Raw genomic sequence first — 25,009 nt, 5'->3', positions numbered from 1 at the left:
TTTTGGTGCACAAATGACATTCGCACGCTCACCACGGCCCTGCTTGACGGAACGGACCCGGACAACCGGCGTGACCTGACAAATGTTCAGTACCCCCTGCTGCGGTTACCGTTTCGTCACCTTGCGAACCTCCGCCACGCTTGTTTTGTGTGCGCCAGGGATTTCGAAGGCAAACCGTAAAAAACAGATAATCCATTTAAAATCATATAGTTAAAATAATTTTCTCCTGGCATGGCTGTTGCTGAAGGCTTTCGGTAACGACTTTACATCCGGCAGGCAAACGCCCGTCGCAATGGCCACAGTGAAAGGAGAATCCCATGAGCCTCAATCGACGTAACTTCATCGGCGCCGGCGCCCTCGCCGCAGGTGCTGGCCTGGCGATGGGTGCCAGCGGTGTGGCCAGTGCGGCAGTCAGCGGCAAGACCTTCAACTGGAAGATGACCAACGCCTATGCGCCGGGCTCGCCCTTCTACGTACAGGGCCCGGGCAGCCCCACCGACTTCTGCAAGCGCGTCGAGGAAATGTCCGGTGGCCGCCTGAAGATCCAGCACTTCGCCGCCGGCGAGCTGATTCCTGCGCTGGAGGGCTTCGACGCCGTTTCCAGCGGCATGGTAGAGATGAACGCGGCGAACGCCTTCTTCTGGGCGGGCAAGATCCCCGCGGCGCAGTTCTTCACCGCCGTGCCGTTCGGCATGAACACTCAGGGCATGAACGCCTGGCTGTACAACGGCGGCGGCCTCAAGCTCTGGGAGGAGCTCTACGAACCCCACGGCCTGGTGCCCATGCCCATGGGCAACACCGGTACGCAGATGACCGGCTGGTTCCGCCAGCCCCTGGAAAACGTCGACAGCCTGAAGGGCCTGAAGATGCGCATCGCCGGCCTGGCCGGCAAGGTCTACAGCGAGCTGGGCGTGGCGGTGCGCCTGTTGCCCGGCGGCGAGATATTCCCAGCCCTGGAACGTGGCGTGATCGACGCCGCCGAGTTCGTCGGCCCCTATCAGGATCGACGCATGGGCCTGCACAAGGCGGCGAAGAACTACTACACCACAGGCTGGCACGAGCCGACCAACGTCACCGAGCTGATCATCAACAAGCAGGCCTGGGACAGCCTGCCCGCCGACCTGCAGGCGATCGTGCGTTCCTGCGCCCAGGCCTGCAACAACGACAGCTGGTCATGGTGCGACGCGGTCAACGCCGAAGCCATGCAGGATCTGGTCGGCAACCAGGGCGTGATCGCCCGGCCGCTGCCGGACGACGTAATCAAGCGCCTGCGTGAAGTCACCCACGACACCCTGTCGAGCATGGCAGCGAGCGACCCGGCGACCAAGAAGGTCTACGAGCACTTCTTCGCCTTTCGCAAGCAGTACATCTCCTGGGCCTCGGTCGGCGAGAAAGCCTTCATGGAAATCGGGATGGGCGAGTCATGATGTCCATCGTCAGCCGTATCGAAGGGCTGGTCGAGGCCCTGGGCTTTATAGCCCGGGCCTGCGTACTGCTCCTGGTCCTGCTGGTGTCGTTCGATGTGCTGATGCGCTACCTGTTCGACTTCAGCCCGGTCGCCCTGCAGGAACTGGAGTGGTACCTGATCTCGCCCATCGCCCTGCTCGGTATCTCCTACACCCTCAAGCACCGCCAGGACGTGCGCGTGGACTTTCTCTACGAAAAATTCAGCGTGAAAACCAAGGCTGCCGTCGACCTGTTCAGCGGCATCGCCACTGCGGCAATCGGCTTCTACATCGCTCGCCTGGCGTTCAACTACACGATGCAGTCCTACAACATGGGCGAAGGCTCACCCGATCCGGGTGGCCTGCCCTATCGCTTCCTGGTCAAGGCCTTCCTGCCCTTGGGCTTCGGCCTGTTCGGCCTGCAGGGCGTGGCCGATAGCCTGCGGGCACTGTGCACCCTGCTGCAGCCCGCCTCGCCTGGGGAGGTGCGCGCATGAGCCCCAACGAATGGTTGGCCATCGCCATGGTCTTCGGCTTCTTCGCCATGATGATGGCGGGTGTGCCGGTGGCCATTTCCCTGGCCGTATCCGGGTTCGTCGCCGGCATGATCGGCTTCGGCCCGATGCTTTTCGCACTGCTGCCGGCACGCATGTTCGGCGTGGTCAGCAACTACACCCTGCTGGCGATACCCTTGTTCACGTTCATGGGGGTGATGCTGGAGAAATCCAGGGTCGCGGAAGACATGCTCGACACGATTGGCCGCGCCATGGGCGGCCTGAACGGCGGCATGGGCTTGGCGATCATTCTGGTCGGCGTGCTGCTTGGCGCCTCCACCGGCATCGTCGGTGCCACGGTGGTGACCATCGGCCTGCTGACCCTGCCCACGCTGCTGCGCCGCGGCTACAACAAGACCGTGGCCTGCGGCACCATCTGCGCATCCGGCACCCTCGGGCAGATCATCCCGCCCAGCCTGGTGCTGATCCTGCTGGCCGATATCCTCGGCCAGTCGGTGGGTTCGATCTTCGCCGCGGCCTTCATCCCCAGCCTGGTGCTGGCGCTGATCTACGTAGCCTACATGCTGCTGCTCGGCTGGCTGCGCCCGGACTGGGTGCCGGCGATTCCTGCCGAGGAACGCGCCCTGACCAACCGCACGCAATTGCTCAAGGACATGGCACGCAGCGTACTGCCACCCCTGCTGCTGGTAATGGCGGTCCTGGGATCGATCATCGGTGGTGTCGCGGCGCCCACCGAAGCGGCCTCCATGGGCGCACTCGGCGCGTTGCTCATCGCTGCGCTTTCAGGTCGCCTGAGCTGGCCGACGCTGAAGGCCACCCTGCACGGCACCCTGACCATCAGCGCGATGATCTTCCTGATCCTGCTCTGCTCGCAGCCCTTCTCCCTGGCATTCCGCGGCCTCGGCGGCGAGGCTCTGGTGCATGACCTGTTCACCATGCTGCCAGGCGGCGAACTGGGGGCGATCCTGTTCCTCATGGCGGTGCTGTTCGTGCTCGGCTTCTTTCTCGAGTGGATCGAGATTTCCTACATCGCCCTGCCGATGTTCCTGCCAGTGTTCATCGCTTACGACACCGACCTGGTGTGGCTGGGGATCCTGGTGGCGCTGAACCTGCAGATGTCCTTCCTGACACCGCCTTTCGGTTGGGCGCTGTTCTTCCTCAAGGGCGTCGCGCCACCGGGGATCAGCACGAAGGACATCTACCTCGGCGCCCTGCCGTACGTATTCCTGCAGATGCTCGCCGTGGCCGTGGTGTTCTGCTTCCCATCCCTGGCCACCTGGCTGCCTGCCGCTATCGGTTGGTGATGCCATGACGGGCACCTCTGGAAACTGCCAGTGCGGTCATCTACCCGCGCGAACGTTTTTTGAGGCGCCCCATCGGGCCGTGCCGTTATGATCGGTGCGGCCCGAAAACAACAAGGAACCTGATCCCATGCTCAAGAGCACCCACGCCACCGGCGGCCTGTTCGTCGCTCCCCACCATCTTGCCGCCCAGGCCGGGCGCGACGTGCTCAAGGCCGGCGGCACCGCCGTGGAGGCGATGGTTGCGGCAGCGGCGACCATCGCGGTGGTCTATCCACACATGAACGCCATTGGCGGTGATGGTTTCTGGCTGATTCACGAGCCAGGCAAGCAGCCGCTGGCCATCGACGCCTGCGGCAGCAGCGCTGCCCTCGCCGACCGCGATTTCTACGCCGGTCACGCGCAGATCCCCAGCCGCGGCCCACTGGCTGCGCTGACCGTGGCGGGCACCGTCGGCGGCTGGGCCGAAGCACTGGCACAGACCGCTCACTGGGGGCCGGGCATGCCTCTGTCAGACCTGCTGAGCGACGCCATCGGCCATGCCCGTCGCGGCATCGTGGTCAGCCGCAGCCAGGCGCAACTGACCCAAGGCAAACTGGCCGAACTGAAGGACGTGCCTGGTTTCGCCGACGTCTACCTGAACCATGGCCAGGCGCCCAAGGAGGGCGACTTGCTGCGCCAGCCAGCCCTGGCAGAGACCCTGCAGCGCCTGGCCGATGTCGGCCTGGACGACTTCTACCGCGGTGAACTGGCCACACGCATGGCCGCCGATCTCGAGCGCCTGGGCAGCCCGCTGCGTCTCGCCGACCTGCAGGGCTACCGGGCCCGCGCCGTCGAACCGCTGAGCGTGCGCCTGAACGACGCCACCCTGTACAACATGCCGCCGCCGACCCAGGGCCTGGCATCACTGCTGATCCTCGGCATCTTCGAAAAGCTCGCGGTCGAACAGGCCGAAGGCTTCGAGCATGTGCACGGGCTGGTGGAAGCGACCAAGCAGGCGTTCCTGATCCGCGACCGCGTGGTGACCGATCCAGGTCGCGTACCCCAGGAGCCACAAGGCCTGCTGGACGACGCCAACCTGCAACGCCTGGCCGACGCCATAGACCCGCAGCAGGCGCTGCCGTGGCCACAACCGGCAGCGCCGGGGGATACCATCTGGATGGGTTGCATCGACGAGCAGGGCCGCGCCGTCAGCTTCATCCAGAGCGTGTACTGGGAGTTCGGCTCCGGCGTGGTACTGCCGTCTACCGGCGTCGCCTGGCAGAACCGCGGCATCAGTTTCTCCCTTGACCCTACCGCGCTGCAGACCCTGGAACCGGGCCGCAAGCCCTTCCACACCCTCAACCCGGCCCTCGCCCTGTTCGACGATGGCCGCACCCTGAGCTACGGCACCATGGGCGGCGAAGGCCAGCCACAGACTCAGGCAGCGATCCTCAGCCGCTACCGCCTGGGCAGTGACCTGCAGGCCGCCGTCAGCGCACCACGCTGGCTGCTCGGCCGCACCTGGGGCGACGTCAGCACCACCCTCAAGCTGGAAAGCCGTTTCCCGAGCGAACTGGTCGAGCGGCTGCGCCAGGCCGGGCATGTCATCGATGTGCTGGACGACGCCTTCAGCGACACCATGGGCCACGCTGGCGCCCTGCTGCGCCATCCCAACGGCATCCTCGAAGGCGCCGCCGACCCGCGCAGCGACGGTAGCGTCTGCGGGCTGTGAGCCAAGCCCGTGGTTGACGGGCTGGAGCGGATCGCCGCCCGGCCCGGCATGGCGTGCACTCGCCCGCTGGCAGCAGGAGAAACGACCTGAAGCCTCGTAGGGTGGACGACGCTTCACCCGTCCACCGCTCTACCATCGCGATGTTGGACAAAAAGAGCGTTGTCCACCCTACATCCGGCTTACCGTCCCACCGCCTGCACCGGCGTGAATTTCGCCACCACGATCGCCAGCAAGCTGGCTCCTACGGCCTGCAGACCTTTGCCGGCCACTAAAGCCCTGTAGGAGCTGGCTTGCCAGCGAGACGCCCTCACCTTCGCCACAACCGTGAATGTCGCCCCGGTCCTGCTCGGGCTGACATTACCCGAGCATCCGCGAGAAGGACGTCCCACCGCGATCGCCAGCAAGCTGGCTCCTACGGCCTGCAGGCCTTTGCCGGCTACCAAAGCCCTGTAGGAGCTGGCTTGCCAGCGAGGCACCCTCACCCTCGCCACACCCGTGAATGTCGCCCCGGTCCTGCTCGGGCTGGCATTACCCGAGCAGCCGCGAGAAGGATGTCTCACCGCGATCGCCAGCAAGCTGGCTCCTACGGCCTGCAGACCTCGCCGGCTACCAAAGCCCTGTAGGAGCTGGCTTGCCAGCGAGGCACCCTCACCCTCGCCACGCCCGTGAATGTCGCCCCGGCCCCGCACGCGCCTGATCATTACCCGAGCATCCGCGAGAAGGACGTCCCACCGCGATCGCCAGCAAGCTGAACTGGTCAAGTAATTCTGGACACCGTTTATGGTTTAGGCCGCCAGCTTCTCTGCAGCCACGGGTGATCGGTAGCCGTTATAACTGTGAGGCCTGATGGTGTTGTAGCGCGTGATGTAAATCTGCACATCCACCCGGGCCTCATGCTCTGTTTCATAACCTCCATCGGGCACCCATTCCGACTTCAGGCTGCCAAAGAAACGTTCCATTGGAGCATTGTCCCAACACTCGCCTTTGCGACTCATGCTCTGCTGAAGACCATGCCGGCTCAGCTCATCCCTGAATCGATGGCTGGTGTACTGGCAGCCTTGATCGGAGTGGAACAGCACATTTGTCGGGTGCCCCCGCAGTTCAATGGCCATTCGCAACGCCTCGCAGGCTAACGCCGCATCCGAAATCAACGAGAACGACCAGCCCACGACACGCCGGGCAAACAGGTCTAGAACCACCGCCATGTAAAGCCACCGTTTCCCAATCTTGATGTAGGTGACATCCCCACACCACACCGTGTCAGGAGTCTTTACATCGAACCGGCGCTTGAGGACATGCGGTGCCGTTAACGCCTCTACTCCTGAGGACTTGTACTTGTGCCGGCGACGTTGCCGACTGGCGATACCGGCTTCAAGCATCAGTCCACTCGCCTTGAAACGGCCCACCCGGTGGCCGTCGGCCTGCAGCAACTTGGCCAACGTGCGAGCACCAGCCGATCCTCTCGTGGCTCGGTGATGCCTGACCAGCTTGGCCTTGAGCTGCTCGCGCTCAGGGCAAGGTCGGCCTTTGCGTTGACGCCAGTTGTAAAAGCCGCTGCGACTGACGGCCAGTACACGGCAACATTCATTGATGTCGTACTGCTCGCCCAGCTTTTCGATTAACGCGAAGGTTCCTTGGCGTCCGCAAGCAGGAGAGCACTGGCCTTTTTTAGGATTTCGATGTCCCGGTCTTTTTGCTTGAGCAAGGCATGTAACCGCTGAATTTCTCGCTGATCAGAGGTTATCGCCTTGGCTCCAACCGGCGTGATGCCTTCACGCTCCTGGCGCAACTGACTGACCCAGCGGCGAAGTGCGGTGGGCCCGATATCCAGATTGGCGCAGACCTGGGGCACTGATTGCCCTTCGTCCAGCACCATGCTGGCCGCCTTGATCTTGAAATCGTTCGAGTAGGAGTTACGCATAACAAAACACCCCCTGTTGTGGACGCCATCATAGCGCCCGATTGAGGTGTCCAGATTTATTAAGCCAGTTCAAGCTGGCTCCTACGGCCTGTAGACCTCGCCGGCTACCAAAGCCCTGTAGGAGCTGGCTTGCCAGCGAGGCACCCTCACCTTCGCCACACCCGTGAATGTTGCCCCGGTCCTGCTCGGGCTGACATTACCCGAGCATCCGCCAGAAGGATGTCTCACCGCGATCGCCAGCAAGCTGGCTCCTACGGCCTGTAGACCTCTGCCGGATACCAAAGCCCTGCGGCGCTGGCTTGCACGCGAAACGCCCTCACCTTCGCCACACCCGTGAATGTCGCCCCGGTCCGGTGAACGGCTGAACACCCTCCGAACAATCCGCAGTAGGGACGAACGGTCTGCGCCTGGAGACCGGATAACGGCTAGCCTGTCTGATTGGTATCGAGCCGATTCGAACCCATTCGCCTTGCCTCGATCCCTCCGAAACATCGCGGACCACCAGAACGATTCCTCTCACAACAATAAAAGGAAGTTCGACCATGATGCACTCTCGACACCTGCTATCGGGCCTCACCTTGTCCCTCGCGCTCGCCAGCACCGGGGCTCATGCCGCCGGGCTGACCACTGAACACAAGCCCTTCGGCAAGACCCATGACGGCACCACCATCGACCAATACGTGCTGCGCAACAGCCATGGCATGCAGGCCACGGTCATCACCTACGGCGGCGTGCTGCAGTCGCTGGAGGTACCGGACAAGAACGGCAAGAGCGCAGACGTGGTACTGGGTTTCGACGATGTGCAAGGCTATGAGTCAGGCACCGCATTCTTCGGCGCGACCATCGGGCGCTTCGGCAATCGCCTGGCCGGTGGTACCTTCGAGCTCGATGGCAAGCGCTATCAGGTACCGCTCAATGACGGGCCGAACGCCCTGCATGGCGGCGCCCAGGGCTTCGACAAGCAGGTGTGGGAGGCCAAGCCGGTCAAGGACAAGGACTCGGTCGGCGTGACCCTGACCTACCTGTCCAAAGATGGCGAGATGGGCTTCCCCGGCAACCTGAAAACCGAAGTCACCTATCGCCTCAACGACAAGAACGAGCTGCACATCGACTACAAGGCCACCACCGACAAACCCACGGTGCTCAACCTGACCAACCACAGCTACTTCAACCTCGCCGGTGCGGGTAACGGCGACATCCTCGAGCAGGTCGCGACCCTGCATGCCAGCCATTACACACCGGTCAACGCTACCCTGATCCCCACCGGCGAGCTGGCCCCGGTCAAGGGTACGCCGATGGACTTCTCGAAACCGACGCCGATCGGCCAGCACATCAAGGATGATCATCCACAGCTCAAATTCGCCGAAGCCAAACAGGGCGGCTTCGACTTCAACTGGGCACTGGACGGCAAAGGCGACATCGAGCAGCTCGCTGCCGAGGTGCACGACCCACAGTCCGGTCGACGCCTGCAGCTCTACACCAGCGAGCCGGGCGTGCAGTTCTACACCAGCAATTTTCTGGATGGCTCGGTGAAGGGCAAGGCCGGTAAAACCTATGCGCACTGGAGCGCCTTCACCCTGGAGACCCAGCACTTCCCGGATGCGCCTAACCAGCCGACGTTCGCCTCCACACGCCTGGACCCGGGGCAGACCTACACGCAGAACACGGTGTTCAGGTTCTCGGCCGATTGACGGCACGTATTGGAACCGAACGAAGGGTATGGGGCAGGTGACACGCTAGTCAGAATTCAATCGTGGCCTGCCCCTGGCGGATCAACTATCGATAAAGGATTTCGGGGCAAAAGACCGCGGATCGATGCACCGGATCCCAGGGGGCCTCAGAACTTGTAGCCCAAGCCGATCATGTACACGAATGGATCAACGTCAACATCCACCCGGGCCCTGACGCCAAGATCAGTGTTGCTGACATAAGCATCGGTTTCGATATCGATGTAGCGAGCTTGCGCGTTGATCATCAGGCGGTCGGTCAACATGTAGTCCGCCCCTACCTGCGCGGCCCACCCCCAGGAATTGCTGGCATGGAAGTTATCGAATCCTGCCGCAGTGGCGCTGCTGCTCACGCTCTCATCGTAGATCCAAGTGTAATTGATACCCGCGCCGACATAGGGTTGGAAGGCTGACTTGCTGTTCAGAGGGTAGTAGATAAGGCTCAGCGTCGGTGGCAGATGCTTGAGCGAGCCCAGCTTGCCATCGGCAATCCCAGCGGATGTCCCGCGGATGTTCACGTCATGCTCGAAGGGTGTGGCCGCTAACAACTCGATACCCAGATGGTCCGTGATCATATAGGCGAAGTTCAGGCCAAGCTGGGTGTCACTGCCAAGGCCCGCCTTACCGCCCAGGTCAGTGCCCGAGAGGCCTCCACGATCGACCCTGACGCTGGAGCTGCTTTCACGAGGGTCAACCGTCACCGCTCCCGCCCGAACGATGATATCGCCCGCCTGGTAAGCCTGAGCAGTTGAAGCAGCCATGGCCAGCATCGCTAGACCGGTGTTGAGCAAAAGAATTTTCCGCATGCCTAACTCCACGTTTTCTCTGGAGGACAGCCGGGCCAGAGCAGTTGTCGGGACCGGCTGTCCGGAGGAGAAACCAGTATTGGCGGGGGGGCGCAGATGAACGTCTGCCGATCGGCATAGCGAGGGAGGGCAGATGCGTTACGAAGTTTGTCTCTGTAGACCTATCAATCCATAACGCCCCGTCTCGGATCGATGATCTCGTACAACAACATGGCTCCGAAGACCTGGATCACCATGGGCAGAAAGGCCAAGACGAGACGAGCGCCGGCGCCCCTGCATTCAGCAGCGACAGCCGGATGATCACGCCACGACTGCGCATGTGCTGCCAGAAAATGCACACGCCGAGCCTGCAAAGGTCCTGTGGCTCGGGCTGAATGACCGTACGCTGCGGGTTGCCGCTAATGGTGCGGCTCATCGAACGGCGCTTTGCCTCGCCTTCCGACCGCTTTCGCTATCGTGCCGGCCCGATTTGCTCACAACCCAGCGATAAAGCGCCTCAATATCTGCAGCATCGCAGCAGAAATCAACGCATCGATAACCGGGCCGGTGCCTCGGCTGGCCAGGTGGCACCTGCCCGCTCTGCATACCATCCCGTGGCCGGGAAGCCTCACACCCGTGAGGCTTCCCGTCTGCTGCCGCGATGATTAAACCTCGCCACTTTGAGAGCGTGCTGCGCACGCATCGCCGTTAGCGGACAGCGACATCTCCCGCATCGCCGCCTGGTGAGCGGCCTTGATCAGATCGCAGGCGTCCTCGGTCAGCAGGTGCGCGGCTTCGCTCAGATACCGCAAGTCACTGGCATCGGCCAGCGTGATGTTCATGACGGCGAGGCTACGCAGCAAGCCGCGAACCGCGCTCAAGCGTTGTTCAGCGCTTTCCTGCAGGTCGATATAGGAACAACGGGTATCGATCAGCAGCACGGGGGTGCTGGTCGGGTTACTGGATAGCGGCAGGAAGTCAGTCATGTTGCTGGCCTCCGTTCTCGTATTCAGCCTGGCACTGTGCGAGCGGAGTGGGGGCGTGCGAATGCGTCATCGGTGTAGCTCCTAGAGTTGAGGACCTGCCACCAATCGCTGTCAAACGATTCGGGGTGGCAGTTGTGCGCAGGTTGACAGACCGGGACTCTAGGAACCCGGCGCACACGAATGTGCCCCACGCACAACCGCCATAGCACGAGGGAACGGGAGCGTAAGAGCCCCTGCTTTCGGATGGTGGACGCTTGTGCGCCTAGAGATATTCGAGCTGTCAAACCCGGTCGCTGAATGTGCAGCGACGCGGCGACTATAGAGGCAGAGCAGTTGATGTGGCAACGCCGGTCGAGGCGTAGAGCGGATGAATTGAATCAGCTGATCGGAGAAATTCTGCTGTCTAAAGCAGAGCGGGTAGCCTTGAGGCTCGACGCAAGGCGGGCTGATGGGCGCGCCATTCAGACCAGCCACACTCGATGATTCGAGCAGAACCAACATGACCCGACAATCGGCTGCAAACAGACCTCGCCTCAGTGTCAGCTACGAATCCCCTCGAGCACACTGGCTACAAGGCTGTCGTGGCCGGCGGCATCGTCGGCTTTCGACGTGATGCGGATCAACGCCAGGGTATCTCCCGAGCCGGCCAGCAGCAGGGTCACGCGCATTGGAATGCCATCGAAGCTGGCGATTGCATCGATCTGGCGAAAACCCAAGCCCTTGATGGTATGGGACTTTTCACCTTGGCGCTGATACTGCGGCCATGATGCCTGCTGCCTGATGAAACTCGCCATGACACCATCCAGGAACCTTGCATCGTTATCCTGGGCACGCGCGCCTTCTGCCATCGGCGACTGCTCACTGGCGAGAACCATCTGCTGCCGCGCCTGGTTTGCATAGGCGAACGCGGTCACGCCTTCAGACCCGTTGGCGGCCGGGCTGGAGGGGATTTTCATGTCAACGAAATCGGGCGGCAAAGCGAACTTGATTTTTCCGCCAAGCAGCGAGGCATGTTCCTGCTGGGTCGATGCGCTCGGCCTCTGTGCCTGCGCGTGCGCAGGCACACTGGCGTACAGCAGCGATCCGGTAATGGCCAGCGCAAGGGCAGCAGATATGAAGAATGTAGAGGACATGTGCATGGGCTACTTATGTCGGTTGATCCTTAACGCCAGTTCATCGCTGGGAGTGGCCGACGACCTGGTTTGGCAGGCTCCCGGAACGGCCCCAGGGTATATAACACGTGCAGGCAGAGCATCCAATGCGATGCTTGATCAGCATTGCCACCGCTTACGCACATTTGCCCTGCGCAACCCGAATGAATGTATGCGAGCCGTAGTTCTATGAAAGGGTTCGTCCCTGCCTGCGCTCTTTAATAAACGCCTGGCCCGCCTTACATCAGCGGCAGCATATAGCTGAGGATCAGCCGGTTCTAATCAACCAATAGGGTCTATGCCACAGAATTCCACCACGGCCTCCTCACAGCAAAAAACAATGTTCGCACTTTGAATTTTGCACCTACTCGGGAGTGAGGGAACGGCTAGATGATTTTCAGATCTATTATTCAGCCGGCTACACGGGCCGAAAATAAACCTGTTCCCTTTTCCCAGCCCCCTTTTCCCACCATATCTATTCCTTATGCGTTACCTTTTCTTCAGACTTTTCATCTTTGACCTTGCTCAGAGAACCAATAAACACCAAAACAACAGCCACAGCTGTCAATATAGTTCCCAAGCGCCAAGAAAAGCTTAGGGAAGAATCTATCAACTCAACTAGGTTCCAGCCCCTTCCCCTGACCACTAAAACTAATAGTGCGGCAATAAAAACTGCAAAAAAACTCATCACCACTGATACTAAAAGCGTTCTGGCTAGCCATAAAGCCCACTGCTTCTTATTTTTCACTTTTCTTTTCCTCAACTACTAATGGACCTACTCCTTCTGAGGTGGCCGAACCAACAATCGTGCTAAAGTTTTCTCTTAACGAATTGGGGACAGAGCTTGGCAATGAGTCTTTAACAACCTTCCCCGCGATAGCACCTGCGGCTGTACCAACACCCGCTCCAATCATCGCGTTAGCAGGGATTCCTCAGGGACAGACCACGATTTCACTCAACGCTAGAGTTATAAACGTGGTCTGCCCCCTATTATTCTCCAAATAAAATCCGCCTGAGAGCACGTTGTTTTTCTAGGGTTGAATCATCAGAAAAAACCTTATCAGACGTTACAACTTTACAAAACCTACCACACTCGAAAACCTCAAACCCCTCGCTTTCCAACAACGAAATACTGGCAAATCTATCCACGCCGGCTCTCTCCCAGAAGGGGTTGCCTAGCCACATAGTGCTTCCAATCGCCTCAATATATCCTTGCCTAAGCACGTTACGGCCAGGATTCCCTGAGGTATCAATTTCCATTTCATCCAAGGGGGGAGGCAAGCCATTAGACTTCATTGGAAGACCTGAAAGAGGGCGGCCCACGCATTCATACTCTAGAGGGTCTGTAGCATTCTGCCAAAAATCATATTCGACCTCGGAAACCCATGCCTGAATGAAACCTTCAACACTGAGAATAGGCCCTACTTCCTCTTCCAACCTAGTATCACTATGACTCTCTGATTCTTCTATTACCAAAAAGCAATAATCCATCGCTGGAAGCACCCCGAATCGGAGCTCAAACCCACCAGACACTAAGCCACTAGGCCATGATTTTTTTCTCAATATTTTCTTTTCAAACGTTTTTATATCGACCTTAACCCCATGCAGAAAAAACACCGCGGGGGAAGAAAATTTACTTAAAATCCCTTTAACCAAGGCCAGCATCTGCAAACCACTGATCGACTCGACATCAAAAACAAACTTTAATCTCTTCATCTTTCACTTGAACTCTTTAACAACCACTTTTACATTATATTCACGGCCGAATTCGATAAGCGACTTAGCAGCAGCCGAACCACCAGGCTGAACTCGCAGATCAAGCACCATAGTTGCAGGCACACCATTGACTTTCGCACCATGTGTCCCCAAATCGATAATATGATCTTGGGCAATAGGGGACAGGCCACGATTTCACTCAACGCTAGAGCTATAAACGTGGTCTGCCCCCTATTACACTTTTCCACGATCATTATTCAACTGAAAGAAATTATTCTTTTTTCTAAGAAATCGATAAAATTTTTCGCATACAAACTAGAAGTTTTACTAGAAAGATCAAGCCTATAAACAGGATACTCCCCATCATTAAGACCATCGTCCGTGGCAAAATAAAATGACTCCCCTGCACCCGGCGGTTCACAGATAAATAGCCTCTCCTTCCCACACAACCCATTTCGGCCGTTAACGATTGACATATAAACGATATCACCACCCCTTACGCTATCAAAATCCATTTCGTAGATACTATAGATCTCCTCTCCAGATATTTCCCCGCCAGAATAATACTTCAGCCACCATTTATAGCTATCAGGCAACTTCAACCCAAGACGAGCTTCAGCTTTATAAATCCATTCATCAGCAATCCCGTCACTATAATCAGCAAACTCAACGAAATCCGATTCTTCAATAAGATTAATTATTCTCGAATAATCCATGTCTAATTACTCCCAGCTCCGAGCCCGTAACTTCCCAAACAATAGGGGACAAAACAATAGGGGACAGACCACGATTTAGAGGAGAATTAATCGTGGTCTGTCCCCTATTACTCTTTTTTCCCTATTGATTCGTTCTAGAGGCCAATTAGCATTTGATAGAATGGCCTATATAGTTCACCACCTGCCGCAATTACGCATTCATCTACGCAAGAATTCCTCTGGAGCTTGTCACTCGCCAATCTTTCATCGTGCAGACATCGCCCCAAAAAACATGCCGCAAGAAGCATGGCCGCCAAAAAACTCTGTCCGTCCTTAGCACACCGCCAAAGTATATGTTTCTGCACGGAGGTTAAGTCCTCTACACAGACTTCGCCAGAAACCGTATCAACCACCAGCAAATCGGCTTCGACCTGACCTATCACCCAACTTGAGTTTTTTTATGCGGCTCTAAGTCGAATTTTAACATTCCAATTTCGACATTACTTGGATCGTAGTTCTTAAAAAGCTCGCCAAGCTGCCCCGGCAGTCCTATTCGCTCTAAACGCTCCTTGCGTTTAATAATAAAAAAAGATCTCCGAAGCTCATCAACTTCATCCGATAAAAGGCCCACTTTAGCTAAGTCTTCAATACCTGGCACGCAGTTTTCCAGCCTTTTCTTGAACTCACTAGCGTCCACACGATTTCCTCACTGATTTGGATGTAGAGCCTTATACCATTTCTGATGGATGACCTCTGGCAGGGGCGTCGCTATCGGTCCTTGATCAATGTGGTGATGAACTAACCGCTGCCCAATAAATGCTTGATGCTCTGGATAATGAGCAACCCAGGCGGCGTTGACAACAGGAGATCGTCCTGCGCGAATTCGGGCCAAGTTTGTAACAATCGGGGATAGACCACGATTTAGAGGAGAATTAATCGTGGTCTGTCCCCTATTACTCGTGTCCCCTATTACTAATCCGATTTAGAGGAGAATTAATCGTGGTCTGTCCCCTATTACTAATCCCTATTACTCTAATCGTGGTCTGTCCCCTATTACTCGCTAATCGTGGTCTGTCCCCTATTACTCGCGAGTGTCGAGCACGATAAATCGCTGGGCGAGTGCCTCAGGTATTCGAGGCCGACCCGCCAGAGCGACAGCACGGTTGCTCTGAAAGCGGTATGGCCTGCCTGTCATCCGGGCCTGAAGACCGACCAAGTAAAGCGCATAACAAGCCAAGGCCGCGATCAGCAGCAGGATCTCGATACACCGTGGGCAGCGCACCCGGTGCAGGTCGAAGGCAAAGCCGAAACGCAGGCTTTTCAAATCCCTGAACCCTTCCTGGATCTACATCCGCTTGCGGTAGATACCTACGATCTGACGCGCCGTAGTTGGTTTTTGGCAGGTTGCTGGCGAGCAACCACGGCTCTTGTTCACGGCGAGCGTTCTGTCGACTGAGCTTGCTGGACCGGAAAACGGAAAAGGGACAGATTTATTTATTGACTCACGCCATCAGGCGAAAAATAAATCTGTCCCCTTTTCCGCTCCTACAGAGGAAATCAATGGGGTCAGAGATCATTGATCTAGCTGCGTTCTATACGGCATGTCGATGACTGGAAAAGGATTTTCGATTTAAAGTCTGCTGAGCGACTTCCTCGTCCAAATCAATGACTCTGACCCATCGACTTTTAAAAACAGCCCTCAATTTCCTTCAAATAGTGTTCCTGGGCGATATAAGGCGTGGATATGTCCAATCCTACCAAGGCCTCAATAAACTCCAACTGAGGCAAGTAGAGGTGTTTAGAAACATAATGCAGAATAAGGGTTGGTGCTGCGTAATAGAATCCCTCTTTAATCGCTGGAATCCATAACTCGGCAGCGCCTAAAAACTCCCGACCGTGATCATTATTTAAAAAATGGGACAGATCTATTTATTGCCTTACACCATCAGCCGAAAAATAAATCTTTCCCCTTTACCGACATACCAAATCAATGACTCTGACGCCATAAATTTCTACTACATACAATATGCAGAAGCAAAAGCCCTTGCAGTTATGCCATCTGCCGTTTTTTTATTCGCCAACTCCTTGAGCTCATCGCAAGAGATAAAATTTGAAGCTATGAAATCATTGAAAAAACCATTTTCAGCACTAGATCTTATCGCAATAACGCCAAGCTCCTCATAAGCTGTTTCAACGGCTACCCAATCTACACCACCATTAAACAATATAATTGGATAACTAAACTTCCCACCAAAAAAATCCTCAGACTTTTTACTTAGATAAGCTGAATCACCGTCAACGTCAGCCCCGCTTATAGATAGGCAAGAACCGGCAACCAGATCATTCCCTGAAAACTTCACAAAAACCTCTGATCCAAACTGCAAGATACTTCCTGAGACCATTGCAGAAAAAATGTCATCAAAGGAAAGCAACGGCCTCTCGAAAAATGCAAAATGAAAGTCTTCATTAATAAATACATTCGAAGGTAGCTTCTCTTCAAAGTCCATAACACAAGATAATTGACTTATAAGATCAAGCATTCTTGAAGGCTGCACCAGTGAGATAGACATAGTCATTCCCCAGAAAATCTGATTTTTGTCAAAGGCCTCTTTACTCCCTCAACATGAAGTGATGCAGACGGCTGCCCAGTGGAAGTAGCGCTTGGATAAAACCGATAAGTCTTTTTGCCATTTACAAGCACCGTTACTGAACCATCTTGAGACATTGTTTTTCGATACCCATTGGATTCAAGTACTTTAATGGCGCTACTTTGAGTTATACCAGCTTCAATCTGTTTTGCACTATTTCGAGTAGCTTTGGGCAAAAATTCAATAGCTGTATATTTTGGAGTACCACTACCGACTCTTAGATAATCAACGGCTTTTTGAACCTGTGCAAGCTCAGCAGGGGCTGCAGCACCCGGAGCTTTCATCTTCGGGTCAATAGCCCTACCAGCTGCCGCTCCACTAGCAAGTGATAGGCGATCTACTGTAGGTTTCCAATCATCTAGAACAGTATTGAGATGATCGTAACTTTCAAGAGAGCGCTCTACCAAGGCAAATTTATAGGACTCACAAGTAGCTGTTACACACTCGGTAGCCAGAAGTGTGTCCAAGCCCTCGACTACTTTCTGCTGCTTTTCCTTAGCCCTCATGAAACCGTAAGTATCTAAGGCTTCATCCGTATTAAGAAGGCTTTCATCATCGTATTTTTCTTCCTCCCATTTTTTCTGCTGGCAGCTTTCATCGACGCCGCAAGATGCCATATCTTCTGTAAACGCAATTACATCTTCATGCTCGAGATAGTTGTAACTTGTCGCTCCCCCCGCCACCGCTGACGCCACCTGCAGGCTCTGCTCATCCCCACCCTGCAACCCTGCGGTAAACACACCCACCAGTTGCGAGTTCATCACCAGCAGCGATTTGCGGTCTTCCACACCCATCTTCTGGTACTGGGCATCGAGCTTCTCGACGAGCAACTCGTTCACCCCTGCCGCCAACGCACCAGTCTTGAAGTCACCGCCCATGGCTTCGGCGGTGAGGCCGCCCATGACGGCATGCAAGCCCGCCTTGGCGAGGCTGCCGTCTTCCAGTTCCAGCTTGGCGCCCGGCGCCGTGTTATCGCCAATCCAGTTGAAGCCGGCCGCCATGAAGGTGTTGGCCAGGGTGCTTTGCAAGGCATCGCTGAAGCTGCCATCTTGGCCGACGAGTTTGCTCAGGGCAGCCGAGGTGGTGTTCTGCAGGGCCTGGTTGGCGGCGAACCTGCCGACTCCCGACCAGGTGCCAAGACCTGACCCCGAGCCCGCAACGCTCACGGTGCCGGAGTTGCTCAGTGGCGTGTTGGCGCCTACCGCATTACCAGCGCTGCTGTTGGCCGTCTCGGTGCCTGTCCAACCGTCGTAAAGCCCTGCGGTCAAACCCGCCGTGACACCGGCAACGGCATAGCCCTTCACGGCGTCGCTAGAGGTGATGTCTTTGTAGACAGCGCTCAAATTGCCACGATTATTGATGGTGCTGACTGCTGCATTGCCGGCTGCCCCGGTGAGCACCGCAGTCGCCGCGAGATTGGCCCAGCCCGCGCCGGCGAGCGAAGCACCGGTTCCTGCAGCCAACGCGCCCCCTGTTCCGACCGCGGTTGTAGCCCCCGCTGCAGATCCGGCACTCGCCACCAACCCACTCGCCGCCCCCGCCGTGAAGTAGGCCACGATGATGGCGATCACGATGGCCGCCGCCCCACCCAGCCCCGAATGGCTGTACTTGAAGCTGTCGTGGATTTCCTTCACCCGGTGCCAGTCCACGTCGCCGCGTTGTTCGGCGGCCTTGAGCCAGGCCAGTTGTGGGTCGGCCTCGACCATGGCGTCGATGGTCTGGGTGACGGTCTGCTGGTCGACGTCCTTGATGTCGATGTTCAGGCCTTCCACCGCTTTGATGGCGATTTCACCCTGGGCGATCATCTGGGTCTGCAGCAGGGTTTCGTCGGTGGTGCCCTTGCCCTTGGCGGACGTCCACACCAGGCTGTTGCTGCTTTTCTCGTGGCTCTCCTGGTCCAGGTCCTTGACCGCTTCGAAGGTAATGCCACCGCCGCTTTCCAGCGTCAGGTCGGCGCCGCTGTCCAGGCGTGCGCGCTGGTACAGCTGATCGCCGGCGCTGGCCAGGGTCAGCTCGCGGCCCGTGGTGATCTCGGTGCCGATGTTACGGATGGTGGTGACTTCGTCACGCCGCGTGGCCTTGGCGCCGAAGGAGCCCTTGGATTGTTTGTCGTAGAGCGAGTAATCGCTGTTCTGGGCGGCCAGCAGGTTGAGTTGCCCGCCGCTGTAGAGGTAGGCGGAACCACCCGCATCGATGCGGCTGGCGCTCAGGTTCATGTCTTCGCCAGACACCGCACGGAAATCACCACCAGCGCTCAGCTCGCTGGCGATCTGAGTAACGCTGTCCTGTACGGCTTCGACTTTCTTGCCGCCGCCTCTGCGCTTGGCGTCGAAATGGTATTCGTTGGCAGCGGAAGCGATGGTCATGCTGCCACCGGCCTGCAGGGCCATGTCGCCCTGCGCCGCGACCTTGCTGCCAACGATGGCCATGTCTCGCGCTGCGACCGCCTGCAGGTCACCGCCGACTTGTACGTCGCTGCCGTACTGGTCGATCTGCTGGCGGTTGCTGTAGTTGCGCGCGTCGTAGTAGCGCGAGGTGCTGTTATCGGTTTGCTGGCTGGCGAGCAACAGATCCTGGCCGGCCTGCAGTGCGGCATTGCCAGCGGCGGACAAGGCGCCGCCGGCATTGAGCAGGTCGCGCCCGGCCACCATGCTCAGGTCGCCTTCGGCTTCGATACGTGCGGCGCTGTCGGCCATCTGCCGCTGGTGCTGATAAGCAGGGCCGCTACCAGACTGGTGAGTGGCGACGCTGCGCTCGTTGAGGATGTCGTTGCCAGCCTGCAGGCTGACGTCGCGGCCGTTGATGATGCCGCCCTGGACGTTGCGGATGCTGTCGGTGGCTAGCAGTTGCAGGCGCTGGTTGGCTTGCATCAGGCCGCTGTTGCCGATGGAATCGGCCTGAATGCCAAGGTTGGCGGTGGCGCGCAGGGTGCCCGCGTTGTTCAGGTCACCGCCGCTGATCAGGGTGAGGTCGCGGCCCTGGACCAGCGCGCCATTGGCGGCCAGTCGGCCTTCGGCCTGAGCCAGGTAGACAACCGGCGCCAGCACTTTCTGGCCATTCACCTCGCGCTCTTCCATCCACACGATGTCGTGGGTCAGGGCTGCGACCTGCTCGGCAGAGAGGCCCACGCCGACGGACAGTTGCAGCGCCTGCTGGCTGGCGATGGCGTTGTCCATCAGGTAGCGGAACTGCGCTTCGTCGCTGCTCAGCCCGGCGATGAAGCGTTGGCCGGTACGGGCGAGTACCGCCTCGCGGATCAAGCGCTGCTCGTAGAGACCATCGCCAAGCAGTTTCTGGACGTTATCGGGGTTGTAGTCGAGCTGATCGAGCAGGTAGCTGGAGTTCAGGAAGTTGCCCAGCTCGGCGAACTCCGGATCGGTTTCGATCAGGTAGGGGTGATCGGGGCTGGTGTTGAGACTGAACAGCCCGTTGCTGCCTGTGGGCAGCGCGAAGCCTGGCAGCCCCAGGGGGTCGACCGCCTGCTGGGCCAGATCAGCCGGAAGCTGCGGATTGAGCGTAATGGCGGTGGCGATATCGCTGCCTGGCGCCGTGGTATCGACCCGCGTACCACCGCCGAGGTAGGCGTAGCTGGGGCGGATGACGCTGCTGTCGAAGCCGTCTGCAGCGCTGACGCGTACATCACCGCCGCTCTGGATAACCGCCGCGTAGGTTTGCCCATCGACGTTGACCCGTTCCACCGTGTTGGCGGGCAGGTATTCACGCTCCATCGCTCCGATGACTCGGTTGAGGTTGGCCTCCAGAGACCCCAGATTGCGGGACCCGGCATGGTTCGCGTTGAAGTTCTCGACCAGGCCACGGTAGTAGTAGTAACTGGGCTTGCGACCGGACACCAGCACACGGGTGGTGTGCACTTCACCGGTTTCCAGGCCGATGTTATCGAGGCTGCCGAGCTGCATTTGCAGATCGCCGGCCGAGGCGATGGTGCTGCTGCTATTGGTCAGGCTGTCGCCGAGCACGTTCAGCGAGCCGCCGGCGGTGATGTGCGACGCACCGCTATCGGCGGTGACGATCAGGCGGTCATATTCAGTGAGCTGCCAGACACCGACCTTGCGGCCGTTGCTGCCCAGTTCGCAGTCGCCACCGGGGTTGTAAGGCCCGCGACAGGCCAGCTCGGTGAACACGGCATCGTACTTGCCCTGTTCGGTTTGCAGTTCGTCTCGCACGTTGGCGATCATGGCGGCGCGCAGGCTCATGTCGCCCGCGCTGTCGAAGCTGCCGGAGCGGTTTTCGATCAGGCTGGCGAGACCGCCCTGGGCATCCTTGGCGATGCTCAGGTTGCCCAGGCTGTAGAGCGCAGCGTTGCGGTTGACGAGGCTGTCTGTCAGCACCTGCATGTTACCGCCGCTGAATACCAGGCCACCGTCATTGCGGATGCGGTTCGCCTGCAGCAGCAGATCGCCTCCGGCACCGAGGGTGCCACGGTTATCGAGGTCCTGCGCGGCAATGCTCAGCCAGGCACCGGCGGTCATCCGCCCCTGGCTGACCAGTTCGCCCAGTGCGCTCAGCCGTCCGTAGCCGCCGCTGCGTAGCTGTGCATCGGCACCAAGGGCGATGGCGTCGGCCTGCAGGTCGAGGTTGCCGAGCGCCAGCAGGCTGCCGTTGCCGCGATAACTCCCACTCAGGCGCAGATCGAGATTGCCGTTGGTTTCGATGCGGCCATCGTTGATCCAGCTGTCGCCCGAGGTGCTGAGGCTGTTGACCGCCAGCAGGCCGCCGCTGGCGGTCTGGGTCAGGCGGTCGATATCGAGGGTGAGGGACGCCGCCTGCAGCAGGCTGGTGTTGGTCCACTCTTCGGCGCTCAGGCTCACCGCGCTGTTGGTGATGAACTCGCCGCCTGCCTGGCCGAGCAGCGCCATGTCGAGGCCCAGCCCGCTGGTGCCGAGGTGGCGCACGACGCCGCCCTGGTTGCTCAGGGCCGGGGTGTCGAATGTCAGGGTGGCATTGCCCACTTCCAGCAGGCCGTCATCGTTGTTCAGGCGGGTGCCGATGTCGAAGCGGCTTTCGCCCGTGCTGCCCAGGGCGCGCAGGCGGCCACCAGTATTGCTCAGGCTGTCGGCCTCGATGTCTAGGTGGCTGCCGGCTTCGACCAGGCCACCGCTGTTGTTCAGGGCGGTCGCTACGCGCGCCTGTATGGCGGCGCCAGCGGCCAGGGTACCGGCACGGTTATCCACGGCCTCGGCTTCGATCGCCAGGGCCTGACCAGCCAGGGCGCTGCCCTCGCGGTTGTCGAGGGTGCGGTTGTCGAGCGTCAGGTTGCCCTGGGCGAGAATCTGCCCATCGCGGTTGTCGAGTGCCTCGGCCTCGAGCGTGGCGCTACCCGCAGCAGCGATCTTGCCGCCCTGGTTGTCGAGTTTCTGCAGGTCGGCGTTCAGGGTGCCGTGGCTGGTCAGTTGGCCGGCGTTGCGGACGCTACCGCCCGCCAGTTGCAGGTGGCCGGCGCTGTTGGCACTGCCATCGGCACGCACGCCTGCTTCGAGGCTACCGGCATTGTTCAGTTGCTCGGCCTGCACCGCGACCTGCCCACCGGCGGCGAGGCTTTCACGCACCGCCACCTGCTTCGCTTCGACGCGGGCGTTGCCACCGGCATAGGTATCGCCCTCGAGGTCGACCTGTTCGGCCACCAGGGTGGTGTCGCCGCGGGCCGCACTGCGGTTCATGCTCAACTGCCCATTGGCATCGATCTGAATGTCCCCGGCACTGGCCGCCATGTCGCCAGCCAGCTTCACCCCAACGCCCGCCTCGGTGCCCACCAGGCGAATCGCCCCGGCGTACATGCCGCCCAGGGCGGTGCTGTCGATGGCCACCTGAGGCTTGTCAGTGCCGTCGTCGGCCTTGGCGGTAGCCTGCAGGGTCGCGGCATCCACGTCATTGCGGCCAGCCACGATGTTCAGGCGATTGGCGTGGATCTCGGCGTTGATCCTGGCGCTGCGGGTGATCAGGTCGAACTGGTCGACGTTGCTGGCATTCAGGCCGGCGCCTTCGATGGCGATGTCGCCGCCATTGACGTCGAAGCTGCGCAGTTGGCCATTCTCGACCACCGGCGCACCGGTGCTGAGGGTCGCCCGCGGGGTATTGATGAAGCCGCAACCGTCGCAGGTGATGCCGTGGGGGTTGGCGACGATGACATGGGCGCCCTGCCCGGCCACCTCGGTGTAGCCCTTGAGCTGGCTGCGGTTGCTGCCGGTGACCTCGTTGAGGATGACGTTGGCCGCGCCGCCCTTGAGGTTCGGGTTACCGGAGATGTAGCCGCCCAACTGGCTCTGAATCAGTGCCTGGGCACCGTTGTTGAGAATCAGCCCCTGCGGGTCGACGTTGTACTCGGTGAATTTGTTGTGCGACAGGCCGCTGCCATTGGGCGTGGCGATATTCACTACCGGCACGCCGTTGCCGGCCTGGCCGACGCTGGTATTGCCACCGGCGGCGCCGTCCACCGCCAGATCGGCAGCCAGGCTGGTAAGCGGGTCGAACAGCATCACGCCAATCAGTACGCGGGCGATGGCACGATTCAGGGGGCTGCGAACGTCCATGTGGATAACTCCATTACGCGTTGAAATCAGAAAAAGACATCCAGGCGGAAATACACCGGCCGTTCACCCTCGGTGAAGGCATCGGGGCGCTCCAGGGAATGTGCGAAGGTCACCGACGCGGCCAGGTGCTCGCCACGGGCGCTGAGTTCCAGGGCATGGCCGCTCATTCGCCCGCTGGCACCGCTGTTGTGGCTGTCGTGGCTGATCACGCCGACGTCATAGGCCAGCGCGGCGCCGTACTGCTGCACGAAGGGCTGCAGCGGCTCCCAGGTGACCGGGCGGGTCCAGCGCAACTGGTTGCGCCAGTAGCCGCCGCTGTTGCCGGACAGTGATTGATCCTTGAACGCACGTACCGAGTTCAGGCCGCCGATGCTGATGCGTGCGGGGCTGAACAGTTCGTCTTCGCTCTTTTGCCCGGTGGCCAGGCTGTCGAAGCTGAAGCGTTCCCCCCAGAGATTGAAAGGCTGCAGATAGCTCAGGGTCAGGGTGTACTTGTTGTAGCGGGCAACGCCCTGGTCACCTTGCGGGTTGCCATTGCTCTGGGCATCGAAGGCGCCAATGCCGCGCTGCCAACCGGCGTCGAGGTTGACGAAGCCCGTGCCGATGCGCCGCCCATGGTTGAAGCCCAGCTGCCATTCACTGAGGCGATGGCTGGACAGGTCGAGCCGATTGTCGAGAAGGAAGTTGTTGCTACGCACGTGGCTCAGGCCGGTGCTGAAGGCGGTCTTGCTGACACTGTCGCGGTGCAGCACACGCTCGGCACGCAGCCCATGGTTCTGGTAGTCGCCATCGGTTTTCACGGCGAACCCGTTGAGGTCGGCGGTGGTGCGGTAGTAGGACTGCCCGTAGTTGTAGCTGAACGTCCACCAGCCGTAGGGCACGCTGTAGTTCAGGCTCTGGCTGTGGGAGTGCCGGTAACTGTCGCTGACCGCATCGCGCGACGCGCGCAGGCTCAACTGGTCGGCCAGGCCGAGGGGGCTGTCCCAGTCCAGGCCGATGCCCCACTGCTGCTCGCCGGTGCTGAGCTGGCCATCATTGTGGCGGGACAGGCTGGCGCGCCACGGCTTACGGCGTTCGCCCTGCAACTGCACGCGGCTGCCACCGACCTGCTGGCCTGGCACCAGCTCCAGCTTGGCGAAACGTGAAGGCAGGCGGTTGAGGTTTTCGACCAGTTGTTCGAGCTCGCGCAGGTCGAGCACCTCGCCAGCCTCACCCGGGAAACTCATGGCCAATTCGCGATCACTGGCCAGGGCCGAGCTGTCCAGCCCTTCGAGGCGACCTTCGACGACGGTGATCGTCAGGGTGCGGGCGGACAGATCCTGCTGCGGCAGGTAAGCACGCGTCGTGACGTAGCCACGGTCGATGTAGTGATTGGTGATGGCCTTGAGCAGACCGTTGAGCTGGCTGACGCCCAGGCAGGTATCGGCAAAGGGCGCGAGGATCGCCGCGCGGTCGGCCTCGGACAGGAGGCTGGCGCCGCTGATCTCGATCTGTTCGATGGCGAAGCAGCGTTCATCGCCAGGTGCCGGCTCGGCGGGGGCTGGCGCCTCGCGACCTGGCAGCTGTTGCAGCTCCTGCAGGCGCTGTTGCTGCTGCTGCAACAAGCGTTCCTGACGATCGCGGATCAGGTCCTGATCACCCGGCGTCTGAGCACCCGCGAGAAGAGGAAAGAACCCCAGACAAAAGCCTACCCATACAACTCCCTTGCGCACCGCCATGCATCCCTACCTGTAACGAAAATCGATTGATCGCTACGACGGCCTGAGCCCTGCCGGGTTCCCCGTCGGCTGAAAAAACTGCTGAACGGTTATGCCAAAGTGTTGCCGGGCTCGCCCATACGCAATGGCTGAAAGCCGC

The 25,009-nt window shown here is 59.3% G+C and carries 20 protein-coding genes and 1 pseudogene; 5 read left to right on the top strand and 16 right to left on the bottom strand.

What is annotated here, in order from left to right; all coding sequences use genetic code 11:
* Window positions 1-317: 317 nt before the first annotated feature.
* From FHR27_RS21540 to FHR27_RS21525, 4 genes are all read left to right on the top strand, one after another.
* The gene (locus FHR27_RS21540; protein WP_179539515.1) at window positions 318-1,427 is read left to right on the top strand and encodes a TRAP transporter substrate-binding protein; all 1,110 of its coding nucleotides are present in this window, start codon (window positions 318-320) and stop codon (window positions 1,425-1,427) included.
* Window positions 1,424-1,942: a TRAP transporter small permease subunit gene (locus FHR27_RS21535; RefSeq protein WP_042553402.1), complete on the top strand. Its 519-nt coding sequence runs from the start codon at window positions 1,424-1,426 to the stop codon at window positions 1,940-1,942. The genes FHR27_RS21540 and FHR27_RS21535 overlap by 4 nt, the downstream gene beginning before the upstream one ends.
* On the top strand, window positions 1,939-3,264 hold the full coding sequence (locus FHR27_RS21530) for a TRAP transporter large permease (RefSeq protein ID WP_179539514.1): 1,326 nt from the start codon (window positions 1,939-1,941) through the stop codon (window positions 3,262-3,264). Before FHR27_RS21535 ends, FHR27_RS21530 begins: the two co-directional genes overlap by 4 nt.
* A 127-nt stretch (window positions 3,265-3,391) precedes the next feature.
* Window positions 3,392-4,975, top strand: coding sequence for a gamma-glutamyltransferase family protein (locus tag FHR27_RS21525; protein ID WP_179539513.1), 1,584 nt, complete (start codon window positions 3,392-3,394; stop codon window positions 4,973-4,975).
* Window positions 4,976-5,760: 785 nt separating this feature from the next.
* Here the strand turns inward: FHR27_RS21525 and FHR27_RS21520 are convergent.
* Window positions 5,761-6,567 (bottom strand): IS3 family transposase, encoded by an 807-nt coding sequence (locus FHR27_RS21520; protein WP_264650106.1) that lies wholly within the window; start codon window positions 6,565-6,567, stop codon window positions 5,761-5,763.
* Window positions 6,568-6,593: 26 nt separating this feature from the next.
* On the bottom strand, window positions 6,594-6,896 hold the full coding sequence (locus FHR27_RS27025; protein ID WP_257026799.1) for a transposase: 303 nt from the start codon (window positions 6,894-6,896) through the stop codon (window positions 6,594-6,596).
* A 542-nt stretch (window positions 6,897-7,438) separates the two neighbouring features.
* Here FHR27_RS27025 and FHR27_RS21515 point away from each other — a divergent pair.
* The gene (locus tag FHR27_RS21515; protein ID WP_179539512.1) at window positions 7,439-8,587 is read left to right on the top strand and encodes an aldose epimerase family protein; all 1,149 of its coding nucleotides are present in this window, start codon (window positions 7,439-7,441) and stop codon (window positions 8,585-8,587) included.
* A gap of 146 nt (window positions 8,588-8,733) precedes the next feature.
* Here the strand turns inward: FHR27_RS21515 and FHR27_RS21510 are convergent, their stop codons facing one another.
* The 14 genes and pseudogenes from FHR27_RS21510 to FHR27_RS21450 form a co-directional block, all read right to left on the bottom strand.
* A complete protein-coding gene (locus FHR27_RS21510; protein ID WP_179539511.1) occupies window positions 8,734-9,429 on the bottom strand; it encodes an OmpW/AlkL family protein in 696 nt (231 codons plus the stop codon).
* Between the two features lie 229 nt (window positions 9,430-9,658).
* On the bottom strand, window positions 9,659-9,844 hold the full coding sequence (locus FHR27_RS21505; protein WP_179539510.1) for a hypothetical protein: 186 nt from the start codon (window positions 9,842-9,844) through the stop codon (window positions 9,659-9,661).
* 229 nt (window positions 9,845-10,073) lie between these two features.
* A complete protein-coding gene (locus FHR27_RS21500; protein ID WP_179539509.1) occupies window positions 10,074-10,394 on the bottom strand; it encodes a hypothetical protein in 321 nt (106 codons plus the stop codon).
* A 539-nt stretch (window positions 10,395-10,933) separates the two neighbouring features.
* Window positions 10,934-11,527: a hypothetical protein gene (locus FHR27_RS21495; protein ID WP_179539508.1), complete on the bottom strand. Its 594-nt coding sequence runs from the start codon at window positions 11,525-11,527 to the stop codon at window positions 10,934-10,936.
* A gap of 493 nt (window positions 11,528-12,020) precedes the next feature.
* Window positions 12,021-12,293 carry a hypothetical protein gene (locus FHR27_RS21490; RefSeq protein ID WP_179539507.1) on the bottom strand — a complete coding sequence of 91 codons (273 nt, stop codon included), beginning with the start codon at window positions 12,291-12,293 and terminating at the stop codon, window positions 12,021-12,023.
* A gap of 242 nt (window positions 12,294-12,535) precedes the next feature.
* Window positions 12,536-13,261: a hypothetical protein gene (locus FHR27_RS21485; protein WP_179539506.1), complete on the bottom strand. Its 726-nt coding sequence runs from the start codon at window positions 13,259-13,261 to the stop codon at window positions 12,536-12,538.
* A 257-nt stretch (window positions 13,262-13,518) separates the two neighbouring features.
* Window positions 13,519-13,977 (bottom strand): SMI1/KNR4 family protein, encoded by a 459-nt coding sequence (locus tag FHR27_RS21480; RefSeq protein ID WP_179539505.1) that lies wholly within the window; start codon window positions 13,975-13,977, stop codon window positions 13,519-13,521.
* Between the two features lie 418 nt (window positions 13,978-14,395).
* Entirely contained in the window at window positions 14,396-14,653 is a 258-nt protein-coding gene (locus tag FHR27_RS21475) for a hypothetical protein (RefSeq protein ID WP_179539504.1), read from the bottom strand.
* Window positions 14,654-14,662: 9 nt separating this feature from the next.
* On the bottom strand, window positions 14,663-14,848 hold the full coding sequence (locus FHR27_RS27370) for a hypothetical protein (RefSeq protein ID WP_179539503.1): 186 nt from the start codon (window positions 14,846-14,848) through the stop codon (window positions 14,663-14,665).
* Between the two features lie 161 nt (window positions 14,849-15,009).
* Window positions 15,010-15,416: pseudogene (locus FHR27_RS27020) on the bottom strand (IS4 family transposase); the annotation flags it as partial.
* Window positions 15,417-15,642: 226 nt separating this feature from the next.
* Window positions 15,643-15,879: a DUF7919 family protein gene (locus FHR27_RS27480; RefSeq protein WP_444964390.1), complete on the bottom strand. Its 237-nt coding sequence runs from the start codon at window positions 15,877-15,879 to the stop codon at window positions 15,643-15,645.
* 92 nt (window positions 15,880-15,971) lie between these two features.
* Window positions 15,972-16,526, bottom strand: coding sequence for a hypothetical protein (locus FHR27_RS21460; protein WP_179539501.1), 555 nt, complete (start codon window positions 16,524-16,526; stop codon window positions 15,972-15,974).
* Window positions 16,527-16,528: 2 nt separating this feature from the next.
* Entirely contained in the window at window positions 16,529-23,152 is a 6,624-nt protein-coding gene (locus tag FHR27_RS21455; RefSeq protein ID WP_179539500.1) for a two-partner secretion domain-containing protein, read from the bottom strand.
* A gap of 26 nt (window positions 23,153-23,178) precedes the next feature.
* Window positions 23,179-24,870 carry a ShlB/FhaC/HecB family hemolysin secretion/activation protein gene (locus FHR27_RS21450; protein WP_179539499.1) on the bottom strand — a complete coding sequence of 564 codons (1,692 nt, stop codon included), beginning with the start codon at window positions 24,868-24,870 and terminating at the stop codon, window positions 23,179-23,181.
* Between the last annotated feature and the right edge of the window lie 139 nt (window positions 24,871-25,009).

This window comes from Pseudomonas flavescens (assembly GCF_013408425.1).
Taxonomy (GTDB): domain Bacteria; phylum Pseudomonadota; class Gammaproteobacteria; order Pseudomonadales; family Pseudomonadaceae; genus Aquipseudomonas; species Aquipseudomonas fulva_A.
The sequence above is the reverse complement of the archived record's forward strand: the minus strand, read 5'-3'. Positions and strand labels throughout refer to the sequence as shown.